The organism is Rhizobium aethiopicum, assembly GCF_900094625.1.
GTDB lineage: Bacteria > Pseudomonadota > Alphaproteobacteria > Rhizobiales > Rhizobiaceae > Rhizobium > Rhizobium aethiopicum.
The window spans coordinates 308,484-325,666 of record NZ_FMAJ01000004.1 but is presented as its reverse complement, the minus strand read 5'-3'; the positions used below and the strand labels follow the sequence as shown (position 1 = coordinate 325,666).

Annotated in this window: 16 protein-coding genes; 7 read left to right on the top strand and 9 right to left on the bottom strand. The window is 60.8% G+C overall.

All coding sequences use genetic code 11. The features are described from left to right. Positions 1–63: 63 nt before the first annotated feature. Positions 64–1,338, bottom strand: a complete 1,275-nt coding sequence (locus GA0061105_RS11305; protein WP_092750216.1) for an ABC transporter substrate-binding protein — start codon at positions 1,336–1,338, stop codon at positions 64–66. An 86-nt stretch (positions 1,339–1,424) separates the two neighbouring features. Between GA0061105_RS11305 and GA0061105_RS11300 the strand changes: the two genes are divergently transcribed. Further along, positions 1,425–2,345, top strand: coding sequence for a helix-turn-helix domain-containing protein (locus GA0061105_RS11300; RefSeq protein ID WP_064696689.1), 921 nt, complete (start codon positions 1,425–1,427; stop codon positions 2,343–2,345). A gap of 21 nt (positions 2,346–2,366) precedes the next feature. On the opposite strand, the gene GA0061105_RS11295 is transcribed toward GA0061105_RS11300, so the two are convergent. After that, on the bottom strand, positions 2,367–2,780 hold the full coding sequence (locus tag GA0061105_RS11295; RefSeq protein ID WP_092750215.1) for a VOC family protein: 414 nt from the start codon (positions 2,778–2,780) through the stop codon (positions 2,367–2,369). Positions 2,781–2,907: 127 nt separating this feature from the next. Between GA0061105_RS11295 and GA0061105_RS11290 the strand changes: the two genes are divergently transcribed. Next, a complete protein-coding gene (locus tag GA0061105_RS11290) occupies positions 2,908–3,417 on the top strand; it encodes a GNAT family N-acetyltransferase (RefSeq protein WP_092750214.1) in 510 nt (169 codons plus the stop codon). Positions 3,418–3,481: 64 nt separating this feature from the next. Here the strand turns inward: GA0061105_RS11290 and GA0061105_RS11285 are convergent, their stop codons facing one another. Together GA0061105_RS11285 and GA0061105_RS11280 are read right to left on the bottom strand one after the other, a co-directional pair. After that, positions 3,482–4,576, bottom strand: a complete 1,095-nt coding sequence (locus tag GA0061105_RS11285) for a Gfo/Idh/MocA family protein (RefSeq protein ID WP_092750212.1) — start codon at positions 4,574–4,576, stop codon at positions 3,482–3,484. A 10-nt stretch (positions 4,577–4,586) separates the two neighbouring features. Beyond that, positions 4,587–5,597 carry a Gfo/Idh/MocA family protein gene (locus GA0061105_RS11280; RefSeq protein WP_092750210.1) on the bottom strand — a complete coding sequence of 337 codons (1,011 nt, stop codon included), beginning with the start codon at positions 5,595–5,597 and terminating at the stop codon, positions 4,587–4,589. Between the two features lie 368 nt (positions 5,598–5,965). Between GA0061105_RS11280 and GA0061105_RS11275 the strand changes: the two genes are divergently transcribed. Next, on the top strand, positions 5,966–7,126 hold the full coding sequence (locus tag GA0061105_RS11275) for a fumarylacetoacetate hydrolase family protein (RefSeq protein ID WP_092750208.1): 1,161 nt from the start codon (positions 5,966–5,968) through the stop codon (positions 7,124–7,126). Between the two features lie 58 nt (positions 7,127–7,184). On the opposite strand, the gene scpA is transcribed toward GA0061105_RS11275, so the two are convergent. The 5 genes from scpA to GA0061105_RS11250 all read right to left on the bottom strand — a co-directional run bounded on the left by scpA (position 7,185) and on the right by GA0061105_RS11250 (position 13,593). Next, a complete protein-coding gene (gene scpA / locus GA0061105_RS11270; protein WP_092750343.1) occupies positions 7,185–9,323 on the bottom strand; it encodes a methylmalonyl-CoA mutase in 2,139 nt (712 codons plus the stop codon). Between the two features lie 124 nt (positions 9,324–9,447). Then, entirely contained in the window at positions 9,448–10,101 is a 654-nt protein-coding gene (locus tag GA0061105_RS11265; RefSeq protein ID WP_064696694.1) for a methionine ABC transporter permease, read from the bottom strand. After that, the gene (locus GA0061105_RS11260) at positions 10,082–11,170 is read right to left on the bottom strand and encodes a methionine ABC transporter ATP-binding protein (RefSeq protein ID WP_064696695.1); all 1,089 of its coding nucleotides are present in this window, start codon (positions 11,168–11,170) and stop codon (positions 10,082–10,084) included. The genes GA0061105_RS11265 and GA0061105_RS11260 overlap by 20 nt, the downstream gene beginning before the upstream one ends. 88 nt (positions 11,171–11,258) lie before the next feature. Then, positions 11,259–12,098, bottom strand: a complete 840-nt coding sequence (locus tag GA0061105_RS11255; RefSeq protein ID WP_092750342.1) for a MetQ/NlpA family lipoprotein — start codon at positions 12,096–12,098, stop codon at positions 11,259–11,261. 292 nt (positions 12,099–12,390) lie between these two features. Continuing rightward, positions 12,391–13,593: an MFS transporter gene (locus GA0061105_RS11250; protein WP_092750206.1), complete on the bottom strand. Its 1,203-nt coding sequence runs from the start codon at positions 13,591–13,593 to the stop codon at positions 12,391–12,393. Here GA0061105_RS11250 and GA0061105_RS32385 point away from each other — a divergent pair. The 4 genes from GA0061105_RS32385 to repB all read left to right on the top strand — a co-directional run bounded on the left by GA0061105_RS32385 (position 13,547) and on the right by repB (position 17,120). Continuing rightward, positions 13,547–13,918, top strand: coding sequence for a hypothetical protein (locus GA0061105_RS32385; protein WP_167358533.1), 372 nt, complete (start codon positions 13,547–13,549; stop codon positions 13,916–13,918). The genes GA0061105_RS11250 and GA0061105_RS32385 overlap by 47 nt on opposite strands. Positions 13,919–13,944: 26 nt before the next feature. After that, entirely contained in the window at positions 13,945–14,403 is a 459-nt protein-coding gene (locus GA0061105_RS11245; protein ID WP_092750204.1) for a helix-turn-helix domain-containing protein, read from the top strand. Positions 14,404–14,813: 410 nt separating this feature from the next. After that, positions 14,814–16,028, top strand: a complete 1,215-nt coding sequence (repA, locus tag GA0061105_RS11235) for a plasmid partitioning protein RepA (protein WP_092750200.1) — start codon at positions 14,814–14,816, stop codon at positions 16,026–16,028. A gap of 42 nt (positions 16,029–16,070) precedes the next feature. Next, positions 16,071–17,120, top strand: coding sequence for a plasmid partitioning protein RepB (gene repB, locus GA0061105_RS11230; RefSeq protein WP_092750198.1), 1,050 nt, complete (start codon positions 16,071–16,073; stop codon positions 17,118–17,120). Positions 17,121–17,183 lie beyond the last annotated feature (63 nt).

Below are 17,183 nucleotides of genomic sequence, written 5' to 3'. Positions count from 1 at the left end.
CGAATGACCAGCCGCGTTGCAGGCCGGGAAAAGCCGGGCGCTTCAGGCGCCCGGCATCGTCATTCATTGCGCGATCGGAAGTCCGGTGGCCGAGGCGATCTGGTTTGCGGCATCGTCGAGAGCCGCCTTCGCATCGGGATAGCCGCCGGCAAAGAATTTCGCCTGCGTTGCCCTGAAAATGCCCTCGGCATCACTCTGGAAGGCGGTGCCGCGGCTCGGCACGATCTTCGGCAGTGTCGCGAGGATATCGGCCCAGACCTTCTGGCCACCCCAATAGGGCTGCGACTCATTGACGAAAGGATCCTTCTCGGCCTCAAGCAGCGACGGCACCAGCCCGAATTCCTTCAGCATGGTGACCTGACCCTCGTTCGTACCAAGGGCGTAGTTGACGAATTTCCAGGCCGCCTCCTTGTTTGCGGAAGCCGCCGAAATGGCGAGCGATGAACCGCCGAGATTGGCGGCATGGGGACCGTCGGCCGTCAGGCTAGGCATTCTGTAGACGCCCCATTTGCCCTTGAGATCGGGAGACGTCGAGCGCACGGTGCCTTCATACCAGCCGCCATAGAGCTGGCTTGCGGCCTTGCCGGCGGTATTGGCCTGGATCTTTTCGTCCCAGTTGGCAGCGGTCAGCGTGCCCGCATCCTTCATCTCCTTCACCTTCTGCAGCGCGGCGACGCAGGCCGGCTGGTTGACGGTGATGTTCTGGCCGTCGGTCGAGAAATAGCCGCAGCCCTGTTCGTTGGCGATCATGCGGAACCATTCGCTGTCGCCGTTGAAGTCCGCCTGAGCCATGACGACGCCGGGATTGGCGGCGGAAACCTTTTTGCCGGCGGCGATGAAATCGTCCCAGGTGCTGATCGTGCTCGGATCGACACCGGCCTTTTCATAGAAATCGCGGCGGTAGAAGACGGCGACAGGACCGGAATCCCACGGCATGGCATAGGCGACATCGCCGACTTCGAGCTCGGTGCGCTTGAAGTCGGGGAATTTCGCCTGGATCTCGGGCGTGTAGCCGAGCTCCTTCAGATTGGCGAAGCAATCCGGGAACCGGCTCCAGAAGATTTCAGCCTCGAAATTCTCGATGCTGACGATGTCGGGCAGGCCGTCGCCGCCGGCGGCGCAGGCTGCAAGCGTCTTGTCGAAGACCTGGCTGTTTCCGAGGTCCTCGACGGTGATCTTGATGTCGGGAAACTGCTTGTTGAAGCCGGGGAGCGTGGACTTCAATGCCGATGCGGCGACATTCCAGCTCCAGATGGTTAGATTGGCCGACTGCGCGAAGGCGGAGCCGGAAGCAAGCAGTGCGACAGCTGCGGTCGCAGCGAGAAGTTTGAAGCGCATTGAAAATCCTCCCTTTTCAATTGCCGATCTTTCACGAACGCGGTTAGACTATCCGCAAGGGAGCGGCTGTCTCCTAAAAAAGGAATATGGATTTGGCGGAAAGTAAGGTCGGCACGAGTGCAATCTATCAGCCCGGCGCAAGCAGCATCGAGGGTTCCCCGACGGCGCTGCAGATGTTTCATGCCCATCCGCTCGTCATGGCCATGCCGCACTGGCATGCGCAGGTCGAGGTTAATTACGTGATGCGCGGCACCGTTCATTATCGGATGAGCGACCACGAATTCCGGCTGAGCGCCGGCCAAATTTGCCTCTTCTGGGGCGGGCAGCCGCATCAGATGGACGAATCCTCGGATGATTCGCTCTATGCCGGCGCACATCTGCCGCTCATCTATTTCTTCCGGCTGCGTCTGCCGATCAGCATTTCCAGCCGGCTGATGAAGGGCGAGACTCTGCTGACCTCGGCAACCGATGCCGCCGACGACGAGAACTTCGCCCGCTGGTCTCGCTATTCAAAGTCTGGCGATGCCGCCAAGGCCCAGCACGCGGTCGACGAACTGCTGCTGCGCATCGAGCGCATCGCGCTCGAACCCTATTCGATGACAATGTCGAAGACGGCCGTCAGCCTGGAAGGCGATCAGCCGCATCCCAATTCCTCTCGCAGTGTCGCGCGCATGTGCGATTTCATCGCCGCAAACTTCCTGCAGGACATCGATTCAGTCGATATCGCCCGCGCCGCCGACCTGCATCCGAAATATGCGATGAACCTGTTCAAGCGGTCGACCGGCATGACGCTGAGCAAATATGTGACGCTGCTCAGGCTGTCGCGCGCCCAGGCGATGCTGATGAGCGAGGGCGCCAACGTGTTGCAGGTAGCGATGGACAGCGGCTTCGGCTCGATCAGCGCCTTCAACAAATCCTTCCGCCATATCGCCGGCATGTCGCCGTCCGATTTCCGCCGCGACATCCGGCTGGTGACGACGATGCCGGCCGGCGCCTTCCGCAATTGATTCACCTCCGCCTCGTCGCCGTTATACATGCGGCTGAGGACTTATCTTTTCGGCGAGTTCTATCTGGATGCCATCCGGATCGCGCAGGAAGGCTACCTTGTGCAGGACTTCGGCGTTGACTGCCGGGCGCGGGCGCTCCTTGACCTCGACGCCGGCCTCTTTCAAGCGGGCGAACGTCTCCTCGACATTTTCGAACAGGAAGGTCAGGTGACGCAGGCCGGACGTGCCCTCAGGCACGTCGACCGCCCGTGCCGCACCGCCGGCCGGCGCGAAAATCTCGAGCATACCGCCGCCGGCATCAAGAAAGGCTATCTCGGCGCCATCGGCCATCCTTTTGCGCAGATGCAGGCGCAGGCCGAGCAAGCCGCAGTAAAAATCAACGGCACGCTCCATGTCGCTGACGGTCATGCCGATATGTTCGAAGGATTTTAGCATGGTGCTTCTTTCAGTTCCGGTTGCGAGAGGATGAGCAAGAATTGATGGGAGCAGCAGGTGGGTCGTCTGTTGTGTTCTATCGCGGGCATCGCTACGCTCTCGATCCACAGATGGGGTGACCAAAGACATGCATGTTCGCAAAGCGGTATCCGCCGACGCTGAGGAACTGTGCGGTCTCCTGAACGAGATCATTCTGGTCGGCGGAACAACTGCGCTCGAGACACCGCTTACAGTCGCGGAGTTCGCAGACTGGTTCATCGACGGCGAATTTCCCCTTGTCTGCCATGTTGTGGAACATGATCGGTCGCTTGCCGGCTTTCAGTCGCTGAGCCTATATGGCGATCCACCGCAAGGTTATGCCGATATTGCAACATTTGCCCGCATGAACCCGAAGATATCCGGCGTCGGCCGCGCCCTTTTTCCGGCAACGCGGGCAGCAGCCGAGGAGCTCGGGCTCGAATTCATCAATGCGACCATTCGTGCCGACAATGTCACCGGCCTTGCCTATTACTCGAAGATGGGCTTCGAGCCCTATGACAGGCTTGTTCAAGTTCCGCTTCTGGACGGAACGCGCGTCGATCGGATCAAGAAGCGCTTCAAGTTGGACGCCAAGCGCCGCCTGGCATCCCCCATTTGACCGTTTCGAAGGCCTCGTTGGAATTCCACGTCCGAAGCCCCTGCTCGCCTTTATCCTTCTTCGCTCAGAGGCCGGCAGTCCTGCCCTGTTCTTCCGGAAGCCAGGAGCGATAGAGCGGATGATCGGCGGCGATCGGCATCGGCGTCGGCTTGCCGGTGCGCTGCGAGAAATAGGCGGCAGTGACAAGTTCCAGCGAATTGCGGGCGTCCTGCAATGTCACCGGCGGCTCGGTGTCTTCGACGATCGCCCGGTGGAACAGTTCAAACTGGCGGGTATAGCCGTCTTCGCCCGGCACATAGGCGGCGAGCGCCGCATCGACCCGCGCCTGGTGTTCCTCGGTCCCTGCGGTAAAGACCCAGGGGTCGCGGCCCATCGTATAGGGTTCGAGGATGCTTTCGGCGACGAGATCGCTGAAGCAGAAACGCAGCCGCGAGATCTCCTTGCGCGAACCGAGCGTCATCGAAAGCGTCGCCAGCGAGCCGTTCTGCATCTTCACCGAAAGGGCTGCCGTGTCCTCAACCTCGATCGGATTGACCAGCGTCGCGCCGTAGGAAAATACCTCGGCGCAGGGGCCATGCACGTAATTCAGCATGTCATGGGCGTGGATCGCGTGGCCGAGAAGGCCGCCGCCGAGTTCGCTCGCCCATTTGCCGCGCCACGGCACGGCGTAATAATCCGGACCGCGCCACCAATGGGTCTCGATCGTCGTCAGGAACGGCCTGCCGGCAAGGCCCTGCTCGATCAGCAGTTTCAGCTTCTGCAGGCCGGAACCGTAGCGATACTGAAAGATCGGCATCAGCTTTCGGCCGGGGAAGCGGGCGAGGACGCCCGCCATTTCGTCGACCTCGGCGATCGAACCGAAGAGCGGCTTCTCACAGATCACGTGCTTGCCGGATTCGATGCCCTTGCGGCAGAGCTCGAAATGCGAGCTCGGCGGCGTCGAAATGTCGATTATATCAAGATCGTTCCGGGCAAACAGTGAATCCGCATCCTGGGTATATTCGGCAATACCAAATTCCTCGCACACCGCTTTGCCGCGGTCCTCGTCGAGCGAGCAGAGCACGGGAACCTCGAAAAGCTCCTTGTTCCAGCCGAAGCCCGTCAGATGCCGCGCGGCAATCCCTGCGCCAATGACGCCGACGCGCAATTTCCTCGCCATGATATCCTCCTCAGCGGGCGCCGATGCGCGCGGCTTTCGCCTGGGCTTCGAGCGAAAGGCGGCAGACTTCGAACACGTGATCCTGCGTCATCGCTGTCTGCGAACGGTTGCCGACGTCAGCGGTGAAAGCATCGAAATAGTCGAGCTTTTCGCCGCTGCAATCGATATGGGTCATTTCCTTGCCATTGACGAGGAAGAGGTGGTCTTTGCCCGGCCGGCCGGCGATATCGATATATTTGCGCAGCTCGATATAACCTTCGGTGCCGAGGATGGTCAGGCGCCCGTCGCCCCAGGTCGGCAGTGCCTCCGGCGTGAACCAATCGACGCGGACATAGCCCGCCGCCTTGTCTGAGCGTAAGAGAACTTCGCCGAAATCCTGAAAGGCCGGTTTTTCGGGCATGCCGAAATTGCCGATCGAGCTGGCGATGACCTCGCCCGAGGTCGAACCGGTGTAGAACAGAAACTGGTCGACCTGATGGGAGGCGATGTCGACGATGATACCGCCGAAGGCTTCGGGCTCGAAGAACCAATCCGGACGGGTGGGCAGCTGCAGCCGGTGCGGACCGACACCGAGCGTCTGGATCACTTTGCCGATCGCGCCGTCAGCGACGAGCTTGCCGGCCTTGACGGCGGAGCGCACGCAATGGCGTTCGGAAAAGCAGATCGAGAAAATCTTGTCGGTCTCGGCGACAGTGCGCCTGACGTCTTCGAGCTGGGCGAAGGTCGTGACACCGGGCTTGTCGGTCATCACGTCCTTGCCTGCCTTCATCGCGCGGATCGCAAGCCCGGCACGGTCGCGCGGGATCGCGGCAATGCAGATGACGTCGATCGACGGATCGTCGAACAGCTTTTCCCGGTCGATCTGCGGCGCATCCGGATAGGTCTTCTCGAAGGCCTCGCGCAATGCCGGCACCGAAGTCTTGGGGCAGTAGCCGACAAACTCGCCGCCTGCAGCCAGCAAGCCCTTCACGTGATCGAACGTATGCCCATGGTCGATTCCGACGACGGCAAATCTCAACATCGCTGCAATATCCTCCCGGGATTTTCTGAGCGCCGGCTGACGCCAGCATCTGCATGTTGGGCAAAACAGATAACGAAAGCTGGCGCCTGTCAAGGCAAGACCAGGAGTGAAAGAGCTTATCTGAAGAATTAAATACATGAAAGATAACAATAATTTTGTATCTAAATAGTTATTTTGCGGGCTTTCTACAATTGGGAAGTCCGCTGGAAGCCCGCCGTCGATACGATCGGGCCAAAGTCTTTTTCCCAAGTAGATCTTGCCCGGCCTCCGCGAATGTGATCGATTTCGGCGGCCGCCGGGCTGGAGGGCGGCGACGACCCCGGGAAATTTCAAAGAGCGCCTCCAGCTCGCTGTGATGGAAGATCGCCATGTCTCGTTCTGTTCTCGATGCCGCCGCTTCGGGTGGTCTTTTGGTCGGCCGCGTTTGGAATTCCGAGGTTGCCGGGCCGAGCGTCGTGACATCACGGGAGGGCCTGCTGGTCGACATCACGTCGCGTGAGACGCCGACGCTGAGCGCCCTGCTTGAGCGGCAGGATGCCGCCGATTTCGTCCGCGCTGCCAAAGGCAGGGCGATCGGCTCACTGGATGAAATCGCCGCCAACAGCACCGGAGCGCCGGATGAAACTCGCCCCTATCTGCTGGCGCCTGTCGACCTGCAGGCGGTCAAGGCCTGCGGCGTCACCTTCGCCCAGTCGATGATCGAGCGCGTCATCGAGGAGAAAGCCGCCGGCAATCCCGATCGCGCCGCCTCGATCCGCGGACGCGTCAGCACGCTGATCGGCGGCAGCCTCACCAATCTCAGGGCCGGTTCGCCTGAGGCCGCCAAAGTCAAGCAGGCGCTGATCGACGAGGGCATGTGGTCGCAATATCTCGAAGTCGGCATCGGTCCCGATGCCGAGGTTTTCACCAAGGCGCCGGTGCTCTCCTCCGTCGGCTGGGGTGCCGACGTCGGCCTGCATCCGATCTCGACCTGGAACAATCCCGAGCCGGAAATCGTGCTGGCGGTTAACAGCCGCGGCGAGATCAAAGGAGCGACGCTCGGCAATGACGTCAATCTGCGTGACGTCGAGGGCCGCTCGGCACTGCTGCTCGGCAAGGCAAAGGACAACAACGCCTCCTGCTCAATCGGACCTTTCGTCCGGTTGTTCGATGACGGCTATGGACTGGATGACGTGCGCAAGGCCGAACTCGATTTGAAAGTGACCGGCGACGATGGCTTCGTAATGCATGGCAAGAGTTCGATGTCGCAGATCAGCCGCGATCCGGCCGATCTCGTCAAACAGACGCTTGGGTCCCATCATCAATATCCCGACGGTTTCATGCTCTTTCTCGGCACGCTGTTTGCTCCAACCCAGGACCGCGACGCGCCGAAGCAGGGCTTCACCCACAAGATCGGCGACGTCGTCGAGATTTCCTCGGCCGGCCTCGGCGCGCTCGTCAACACTGTGCGCCTCTGCACCGAATGCCCGCCTTGGACGTTCGGCATTTCGGCGCTGATGCGCAACCTCGCAAAGCGTGGGTTGCTCTAAGCAATTCCAGCCAAAGTGCGAAGCGGTTTTGCGTCCGGAATTGCGCAAATGCTAGGAGCTATTGATTTCGCCGCCTGCCCTGCAGCAGGTCGAGGACGGAGTTTGCCGCTTCCAGAACGTTCGTGCCCGGACCGAACACGGCTGCAACGCCGTGTTCGTGCAGGAATTCATAGTCCTGCCGCGGGATGACGCCGCCGCATACGACGATGACGTCGTCACCGCCCTGCTCTTTCAGCCTGTCGATCAGCTTCGGCAGCAGCGTCCGATGACCCGCCGCCAACGACGAAACGCCGACGACATTGACCTTTTCGTTGATCGCCATCTCGACAGCCTCATCCGGCGTCTGGAACAGCGGCCCGGCGAGCACATCGAAGCCGATATCGCCGAAGGCCGAAGCGATCACCTTGGCGCCACGATCGTGACCGTCCTGACCGAGCTTAGCGACCATGATTTTCGGCCGCTGCCCCATCGCTTCCGTGACTTCCGCCATGCGGGTCTTCAACACCGCAAGTTCCGGCTCGTTGTCATAGGCCTCGCCATAGACGCCGGTGATAACCTCAGGCGTTGCGGCATGATCGCCGAAGGCATCCCGCATGGCATCTGAGATTTCGCCGACCGTGGCGCGGGCCCGCGCCGCCTCGATGGCGGCTTCCAAGAGGTTGCCCCTGCCGCTCCGCGCGACCCCCGCCAGGGCGGTCAGCGTCTCGCGCACGGCGTTGCCATCACGACGCCGCTTCGTTTCCTCGATCCGTCTGATCTGCGCGCTACGCACCGCGCTGTTGTCGATCTCCAGAATGTCGATCGGCTGTTCGTTGTCGAGCCTGTAACGATTGACGCCGACGATGACCTCCTCGCCCTTGTCGACGGCCGCCTGGCGGCGCGTGGCTGCTTCCTCGATCAGCCGCTTCGGCAAACCTTCGTTCACAGCCTTTGTCATGCCGCCGAGCGCTTCCACTTCTTCGATCAGCGCCCAGGCCTTGTCGGCAAGCTCCTTCGTCAGGCTTTCGACGTAATAGGAGCCGGCCAGCGGATCGACCACCTTGGTCACGCCGGTTTCATGCTGGAGGATCAGCTGAGTATTGCGGGCGATGCGGGCGGAAAATTCCGTCGGCAGTGCAATCGCCTCGTCGAAGGAATTGGTGTGCAGCGACTGCGTGCCGCCGAGAACGGCCGACAGCGCCTCGAAGGCGGTGCGGACGATGTTGTTGTAGGGATCCTGCTCCTGCAATGACACGCCGGAGGTCTGGCAATGCGTGCGCAGCATCAGCGAGGATGCCTTCTTCGGCTGGAACTCCTGCATGATGCGGGTCCAGAGCAGCCGGGCGGCGCGCAGCTTCGCCGCCTCCATGAAAAAGTTCATGCCGATTGCAAAGAAGAAGGAGAGCCTTCCGGCAAAATCATCGACGTTGAGACCCTTGGCGATCGCCGCCCTGACATATTCGCGGCCGTCGGCCAGCGTAAAGGCAAGCTCCTGGACCAGTGTCGCGCCGGCCTCCTGCATGTGATAGCCGGAGATCGAGATCGAGTTGAATTTCGGCATCTCCCTTGCCGTATGGTCGATGATGTCGGCAACGATCCGCATCGAAGGTTCGGGCGGGTAGATATAGGTGTTGCGGACCATGAATTCCTTGAGGATGTCGTTCTGGATCGTTCCCGACAGCTCGGCCCGCGGCACGCCCTGCTCTTCGCCGGCGACGATGAAGGAAGCGAGGATCGGAATGACGGCGCCGTTCATGGTCATCGAAACCGACATGTCACCCAGCGGGATGCCGTCGAACAGGATCTTCATGTCCTCGACGCTGTCGATCGCAACGCCTGCCTTGCCGACATCGCCCTCGACTCGGGGATGGTCGCTGTCATAACCGCGATGAGTGGCAAGATCGAAGGCGACCGACAGGCCCTTCTGGCCGGCGGCGAGATTGCGACGATAAAAGGCGTTCGATTCCTCCGCTGTGGAGAAGCCGGCATACTGGCGGATCGTCCATGGCCGGCCGGCATACATCGTCGCGCGCGGTCCGCGCGTAAAAGGCGAAAAACCGGGCAGCGAGCCGAGGTGCTCGGCGCCTTCGAGGTCATCGGCGGTATAAAGCGGCTTGACGGCGATGCCTTCCGGCGTCTGCCAGGTCAGTGTGTCGGGTGAGGCGCGTAACTCCTTCTGAGCAAGCTCCGCCCAGTCCGACAGCGTCTTCTTCGTCATGCGTTCCTCCGGCTGCTTCATCGCCATCTTATCATTTCACAGATGGCAGATGCGATACAGCCTTAGGACTTTTCACGCGGGAAAGCATTCGCCGCTGCCATTCGCCCGCCGCTCCGGCGCTGGTCTATTTGTGGTCGAGCTTGGCGACCAGCCGGTCGCCAAGCCATTGGATGCCGCAGACGAGGACGATGAGGACGGCTACGACCGCGATCATCACATTGGTGTCGAAGCGCTGATAACCATAGCGGATAGCAAGATCGCCGAGGCCGCCTGCGCCGATCGCGCCCGCCATGGCCGAAGCGCCGATCAGCGTCACCAGCGTGACCGTGAAGCCGGCGACGATGCCCGGCAGCGCTTCCGGCACCAGCACTTCGCGGACGATCGTCCATCGGTTTCCGCCCATGGCGCGCACGGCGTCGATCAGCCCACGGTCGACCTCGCGCAGCGACACTTCGGCGATACGGGCATAATAGGGTGTGGCGGCGATGGCGAGCGGTACGATGGCCGCCCACGTGCCGAGCGCCGTGCCGACGATCAACCGCGTCAGCGGGATCAGCGCCACCAGCAGGATGATGAAGGGCACAGAGCGGAAACCGTTGATGACGGCGCCGAGCATGCGGTTGATCCAGAGGTTTTCGGCGATGCCGCCGCGCGCCGTCACAACGAGGGCAAGACCGAGCGGCAGGCCGGCGACGAGCGAGATCACTCCCGAGGCGACGGTCATCAGGACCGTCTCCCAAAGGGAGCGAAGTAGCAGTTCAAACATGATCGGTGTCATAACCAAGCACCTCTACCCGGGCAGACCGGGACGTCAGAAATTGTTCGACCTTCCCGGCGAGCCCAGGATCGCGGCTGGGAACGGCGATGAAGAACCGCGCCACAGGCTGGTTCTGGATGTGATCGATGCCGCCATGCACGAGGCGGAAGGAATGCGGCAGCGCCGCCGATAGTTCGGCGAAGAGCGCCCCTTGCGCTTCAGGTCCGGCAAGATCAACGCTGAGGATCGCCTCGCTTCCTCCGGTCGCCGAAAGCCGGCTGGCAATGTGGCCGGGAAGCTGCGGGCGGATGCCGCCGAGCAGGCTCCTGGTGATCGCCTCCCGCGGATTGGCGAAGACCGACCAGACCTGCCCTTCCTCGACGATCCGTCCGGCATCGATAACCGCGACGCGATCGGCAATGCCGCGCACCACTTCCATTTCGTGCGTGATTAGGAGGATCGTCAATTCAAGCTTACGGTTGATGTCCTTGAGCAGAGCCAGGATCGATCGCGTGGTTTCCGGATCGAGCGCCGATGTCGCCTCGTCGGACAACAGCAGCGCCGGACGTGCCGCAAGCGCACGAGCGATACCGACCCGTTGCTTCTGGCCGCCGGAGAGCGATGCGGGATAGGCCTTCGCCTTATCGGCGAGGCCGACGAGATCGAGCAGTTCATGCGCCCGCTTCAGGCGCTCGGCCTTGGCAACGCCCTCGATCTTCAGCGGCAGTGCCACGTTTTCCTCCACGGTCTTGGCGGACAGCAGGTTGAAATGCTGAAAGATCATGCCGATGCGGCGACGCAGCGGCTGCAGTTCCTGCTCCTGAAGCCCGGTGATATCGCGGCCTTCGATCAGGATCTCGCCGCTGTCGGCGCGCTCCAGGCCATTCAGGCAACGGATCAGCGTCGACTTGCCGGCGCCGCTTCGGCCGATAATGCCGAGGATTTCGCCCCTCTTCACCGTCAGCGAAACACCGTCGAGAGCCGGTGTGGTTCCGAAACGCCGCTGCACATCGACGAGCCTCACCACCTCTTCGGCCGCTGCCGCTTGCGGTTGAGCCTCGACCGCCGCGGTGGAAACAAACGAATTCATGTGTTTTTCCTTGCAACGCCGAAGGCGGCCCGGGCCAGAAACGCCCGGACCGCCTTCGGCAGGCCTTAACCCCGGCCTTCTCCCGGATTCAATAGGCGCTGAGACCCGTCCCCTTGTAGACCTTGTCGAACTCGGCTTTGACGGTGTCGTTCTGGTAGGAAGACACCAGCGTCTTGACCCAGTCCGCATCCTTGTTCTCTTCCTTTACGGCGATGAAGTTGCGGTAAGGATTATCGGCGATGGGCTCCTGTGCGATGCGTTCGACCGGTGAAAGAGCGCTCTTCAGTGCCCAGTCGGTATTGACGACGCCGGCATCGAGATCGTCGATCGAACGGCCGACGATGCCTGCGTCGAGCTCCTTGATCTCGATCTTCTTCGGATTGTCGGCAACGTCAGCCACCGTCGCGAGGATGCCGCTACCATCCTTCAGCTTGATCAAGCCTTCGTTCTGGAGAACCCGCAGCGCCCGGCCTTCATTCGAGGGATCGTTCGGTACGCCAATGACGGCGCCTTCGGGGATCTCGGCGACGGACTTGTGCTTCTTGCTATAGAGACCGATCGGCCATACCCCGGTATAGCCGACGGGGACGATGTGATAGCCGTGCTGCTGGATCTGGTTGTCGAGATAGGGCTGGTGCTGGAAGGCGTTGGCGTCGATTTCGCCGCGCTCCAGCGCTTCGTTCGGCTGAGTATAGTCGTTGAAGATGACGGTCTCGATCGCGAGGCCCTTTTTGGCCGCCTCGCTGGTCACCACGCGCCATACATCCTCATCCTCGCCGGCCATGATGCCGACCTTGATCGACTTGTCCTCGGCAAAGGAAGGTGCCGGTGCTGCAAAGGTAAAAAGTGCGGCCGCGGAAACAGCGACGGCCGCAAGGGCTGCGCGGCGCGAAAGGTGGAAGCCGTGAAGATTTTTGTTCTTGGTCATTTTTATCCCGTCTGACTGAATGAGGCAGAACGCCCCGAGCCGACCGATCATGGCAAATCGCCGGATCGCGGGCGAAGCAAGAATATCTGATGTAGGGGGAAGGTCGGAAAAACTCTTGCCCCGCCATCAATGCCGGCAGGATAAATTTCCATCAAATTTGTGGATTAATTGCGACTTGTGAGCATCTTCTAAAAAAGGAAAACGTCGCCTCTGCCGCCGCTTCCAGCCTCGGCGGCCAAAGGACGACGGAATTCTCTCACCGGTCGGCGAAGGCATCTCTGCGCGGATGGCCTCAGGCCGGCTTCTGCTTCGGAATGCGCGGCAGGAACACCGTCAGCAGGCCGAGCAGCGGCAGGTAGGAGCAGATGCGGTAGACGAATGCGATTCCGTGAGTGTCGGCAAAATCGCCGAGCAGCGCAGCACCCAGCCCCCCTGCCCCGAAGGCAAAGCCGAAAAAGACGCCAGCAATCAGCCCGACGCGGCCTGGCACAAGTTCCTGCGCGAAGACGACGATCGCTGAAAAGGCGGAAGCGAAGACCAGGCCGATGACGATGCTGAGCACGCCCGTCCAGAAAAGACTGGCATAAGGCAGCAGCAACGCGAAGGGAATGACGCCAAGGATTGAAAACCAGATGACGAAGCGGGCTCCGAAGCGGTCGCCGATCGGTCCGCCGAGGAAGGTGCCGACGGCGACGGAGCCAAGGAACAGGAAAAGCATCAGCTGCGCCTGCTGCACGCTGAGTTCGAACCTGTCGATGACATAAAAGGTGAAGTAGCTGGATACGCTCGCCATATAGACATTCTTCGTCGCCGTCAGCAGCACCAGGATCAGCAGCGCCCAGACGACCCGGTTCTGCGGCAGCGGCAGGGTTCGGCTGACGGCCGGCTTGCTGGCATTCTGCCGCCTATGGCTCATGTACCAGTTTCCAACCCAGCTCAACACGATCATTCCCACCATGGCGATGACGGCAAACCAGGAGACGCTGTGCTGGCCGAGCGGCAGCACGATGAAGGCGGCGAGCAGTGGGCCGATCGCCTGACCTGCATTGCCGCCGACCTGGAAGAAAGACTGTGCGAAACCGTGGCGGCCGCCAGAGGCAAGACGGGCAACACGCGAGGATTCCGGATGAAAGACTGCCGAGCCGAAGCCGATCAGGCTTGCCGCAACCAGCAACAGCGCAAAATTGCCTGCGCTGCCGAGAAGAATGAGGCCGCAAAAGGTACTCGCCATGCCGACCGGCAGCGAATAGGGCATCGGCCATCGATCGGTGACGATGCCGACCAGCGGCTGCAGCAGCGAGGCCGTGACCTGGAACGTCATGGTGAGGAGGCCGATCTGAACAAAATCGAGATCGTAGTTCGCCTTGAACAGCGGATAGAGCGAGGAGAGCAGCGACTGCATGATGTCGTTCAGCATGTGACAGAAGCTGACCGCCACTAGAATAGACATGGTTGTTTTTTCAAAACGAGGTGCGCGTTCGGCAACGGTTGCCATGAATATTCCTCCTGCACAGGCACGTTCGGCGCCGCGCCGCGTCGGTCTTTATGGATTTTCGGGCGATCGGGGCTGGCTGGGGAGATATTCGAGCGGCGGTCGCTTAGTGGATTTAGCGCAAGCCGGGCGGCAATCACAGCCCAGTTTTATCAGTATCGGTACGGATCTTGTTCGATTTATTCTTCGCCGGTCGAATTTGCGTGATTTCCCGCCTCTGATGGGGTCTTTCATATCACAGTCGGTCACGATCATCGCATATCGAAGACGCTATGTGAAAACAGCCATGGAAAACCGGCGCGGGCGGGACTACAGCTGCGGCGATTGAGAATGCGATCGAGGCTGAAACACGTGATGAATGTCAAGACACCGAATGCGATAGACAGCTATGTCGGAGCGCGCATAAGAATGCGCCGGCAATTGCTCGGAATGAGCCAGGAACGGCTTGCCGATCAGATCGGCGTGACCTTCCAGCAGGTTCAGAAATACGAGAAGGGCATCAATCGCATTGGCGCGAGCCGCCTGCAGCGGATCGCCGAAGTGCTTCACGTCTCGCCGAGCTTCTTCTTCGAACAGGAGGGTTCCGAGCCGTTGGCGCTGCAAGGGCTGCACCCGCCGACGACGGGAGATCCGGTCGCTGAATTCCTGCGGACAAAGGAGGGTTTGGTGCTCAATCGCGCCTTCCTGAAGATCGGCGACCAGAATATCCGCGAAACGATCATCGCGCTGGTGAGCGCAATGGCGCAGGCGGAAAGCAGCGGCGTCACCTTTGGAGATTCCTCGGCGGATATCGCCCATCCGCTTGGAAAATGACCGGAACCGGCACGCATGGTGCCGGCGTTATCGCGATGATGCCGGATGCCCCTCCCCTGCATCGCCGTCTGCCCTATTGCGCTGGACAGGATCCAGCGGATCTCGCCTACTGCAAACCGGGGGCAGAAGCTGAACGGCCGTCTGCCGTCAATGGCTTCACCAGACGCCGCGCATGCTCGATCTTTCGATTCTAGCGGATTTTGACGACTATGGTGCCAGAGTCCACCTCTGACGATTCGCCTCGCCTGTCAGACCGCGGCGCTGACCTATAGTTCAAGCGTTTTGAAAAAGATTGGACAACCCGGCGACAAGGTCTTGTTAACCCTATTTGCCTTGCGACTCGTTCAGAATCGGCGCTAAATGCGATTTCCTAGTGCGCAGGACTTTTAAATCGCATTTTCGAGATTTCCATGAATATGGCACCGCAGATAGAGAAAGCAATTTCCGATGTCGACCAGCTGATCATTGGTCAGGCGCAGGAACTGTCCGACAAGCTGAAGCAGCATCGGCTTGAAATGTTTCCGCCGCGCGCGCTGAAGGACCTGCGGGAATTTCAGCTGGCTGAAGTCGCGCGCTTCCTTGGCGTCACCAGCGGCTATCTTCGCAATTTGTCGCTGGAAGGCAAGGGTGCCCTGCCCCAGGTCACGCCCTCGGGCCGCCGGTCCTATACGGCGGAGCAGATGGAAGAGATGCGTGCTTTCCTGGAGCATCATGCCCGCGCGGGCACGCATTATATGCGCCATCGCCGCGGCAACGAACATCTGCAGGTCGTGGCCGTCGTCAACTTCAAGGGCGGCAGCGGCAAGACGACGACCGCCGCGCATCTTGCCCAGCACCTTGCCCTCACCGGTCACCGCGTCCTCGCCGTCGACCTCGACCCTCAGGCCTCTCTCTCCGCCATCCATGGCTTCCAGCCCGAATTCGACGTCAATGAGAATGAGACGCTTTACGCCGCCATTCGTTACGACGATCGGCGGCGGCCGCTCAGAGAGGTCATCCGCCCGACGAATTTCCCGAACCTTCATCTCGTACCGGGCAATCTCGAACTGATGGAGTTTGAGCACGATACGCCGCGCGTACTTGCCCAGGGCAAGGCGGGCGACTATGGACGCGTTTTCTTCGCGCGGCTGGATGAGGCGCTGTCTTCGGTCGCAGACGATTACGATATCGTCATCATCGACTGCCCTCCCCAGCTCGGCTTTCTCACAATGAGCGCCATTTGCGGCGCGACGGCGGTGCTGATCACCGTTCATCCGCAGATGCTCGACGTCATGTCGATGTGCCAGTTCCTGCTGATGCTCGGCGAAGTCTTGAACACGCTGAAGGGAGCCGGTGGCGACATGAACCTCGACTGGCTGCGTTATCTCGTGACCCGCTACGATCCGCAGGACGGGCCGCAGACGCAGATGGTCGCCTTCATGCGCTCGATGTTCAAGAACCATGTGCTGACCAATCCGATGCTGCGCAGCGTTGCCATCTCTGATGCGGGGATCACCAACCAGACGCTTTATGAGGTCGAGCGGAGCCAGTTTACCCGCGCGACCTATGACCGGGCGATGGAGGCGATGGACGCCGTCAACGGCGAGATCACCGATCTCATTCACAAGGCATGGGGGCGGAAATGATGGATAAGTTTACTGCGGTAAACTGGGACGAGGGGCAGGTCGATGGCACGTAAGAATCTCCTCTCGGGCCTGATGGACGATTCCAAGAAGTTTACTGCGGTAAACAACGAAGCCGAGCCGCTTCATAAGGACGAGAAACAGCATCTCACCTATAAGGGTATCGGTGCTCTCGGCGCCGTCACGCGTAGTATTGACGCGTTGGCTGCCAAGGCCGATGCGGCGAAGGCGATCGAGGAGAAGCTGGCGACGGGTGAGACGGTGATCGATCTCGATCCCACCCTGATCGAAGATTCCTTCGTCACCGACAGGCTGGCTCACGCCGACGAGCAGTTCCGTGAATTGGTCGAGGCAATCCGCCTGCACGGCCAGGATTCGCCGATCCTCGTCCGCCCGCATCCTAAGAAAGACGGCCGCTATCAGATCGCGTTCGGCCATCGGCGCGCCAGAGCCGCCAAGGAACTCGGCCGACCCGTCAGGGCCGTGGTCAAGAAGCTGGACGATCGCGACCACGTCATTGCCCAGGGGCAGGAAAATTCGGCGCGCGCCGACCTTTCCTTTATCGAAAGGACGATGTTCGCCGACAAGCTCGACGCTTTGGGCTTTGACAGAGAAACGATCATGTCGGCGCTCAGCGCCGACAAGACGACGGTGTCAAAGATGCTGTCGGTCACAAGGCGGATTCCAGCCGAAGTGCTGACCGCGATCGGCGCGGCCAAGACCACTGGCCGCGACCGCTGGCACGATCTTTCGGTGAAATTCGAGACTGAAAACATCACTACCCGGGCGGTCGAATTCACCCGATCGACGGAGTTCGAGACGGCGGAGCCGGACGCCCGCTTCGACATGCTCGTCGCCTTCATCAACAGGAAGCAACAGGCCTCGTCCGCCGCCATACTTCAGCCCGTCGCTCACGCCTGGCAGCGCAAGGACGGAGCCGTCAAGGCGAAGATCCGCAATGACGGGAAGCAGTTCACCATCGCGCTAAAGGCGGAGAAGGCATCTGCCTTTGGAGCCTACATCGCCGATAATCTGGACCGTCTCTACGAGGCGTTCGAGAAGACACAGGATTTGACGAAGAACGGAGATCAATAAGCAAAAGAAAAGGCCCCCGAACGTTGCCGTCGCGGAAGCCCTCTCTGATCTAGACAGCCAGAG

Coding starts and splice junctions, on each gene's coding strand:
- GA0061105_RS11280 (WP_092750210.1), bottom strand. CDS start 5,597: ATGTTGAGATTTGCCGTCGTCGGAATCGACCATGGGCATACGTTCGAT.
- GA0061105_RS11300 (WP_064696689.1), top strand. CDS start 1,425: ATGGATTTGGCGGAAAGTAAGGTCGGCACGAGTGCAATCTATCAGCCC.
- GA0061105_RS11290 (WP_092750214.1), top strand. CDS start 2,908: ATGCATGTTCGCAAAGCGGTATCCGCCGACGCTGAGGAACTGTGCGGT.
- GA0061105_RS11305 (WP_092750216.1), bottom strand. CDS start 1,338: ATGCGCTTCAAACTTCTCGCTGCGACCGCAGCTGTCGCACTGCTTGCT.
- GA0061105_RS32385 (WP_167358533.1), top strand. CDS start 13,547: ATGGTTGTTTTTTCAAAACGAGGTGCGCGTTCGGCAACGGTTGCCATG.
- GA0061105_RS11245 (WP_092750204.1), top strand. CDS start 13,945: ATGAATGTCAAGACACCGAATGCGATAGACAGCTATGTCGGAGCGCGC.
- repB (WP_092750198.1), top strand. CDS start 16,071: ATGGCACGTAAGAATCTCCTCTCGGGCCTGATGGACGATTCCAAGAAG.
- repA (WP_092750200.1), top strand. CDS start 14,814: ATGAATATGGCACCGCAGATAGAGAAAGCAATTTCCGATGTCGACCAG.
- GA0061105_RS11260 (WP_064696695.1), bottom strand. CDS start 11,170: ATGAATTCGTTTGTTTCCACCGCGGCGGTCGAGGCTCAACCGCAAGCG.
- GA0061105_RS11275 (WP_092750208.1), top strand. CDS start 5,966: ATGTCTCGTTCTGTTCTCGATGCCGCCGCTTCGGGTGGTCTTTTGGTC.
- GA0061105_RS11265 (WP_064696694.1), bottom strand. CDS start 10,101: ATGACACCGATCATGTTTGAACTGCTACTTCGCTCCCTTTGGGAGACG.
- GA0061105_RS11295 (WP_092750215.1), bottom strand. CDS start 2,780: ATGCTAAAATCCTTCGAACATATCGGCATGACCGTCAGCGACATGGAG.
- scpA (WP_092750343.1), bottom strand. CDS start 9,323: ATGACGAAGAAGACGCTGTCGGACTGGGCGGAGCTTGCTCAGAAGGAG.
- GA0061105_RS11250 (WP_092750206.1), bottom strand. CDS start 13,593: ATGGCAACCGTTGCCGAACGCGCACCTCGTTTTGAAAAAACAACCATG.
- GA0061105_RS11285 (WP_092750212.1), bottom strand. CDS start 4,576: ATGGCGAGGAAATTGCGCGTCGGCGTCATTGGCGCAGGGATTGCCGCG.
- GA0061105_RS11255 (WP_092750342.1), bottom strand. CDS start 12,098: ATGACCAAGAACAAAAATCTTCACGGCTTCCACCTTTCGCGCCGCGCA.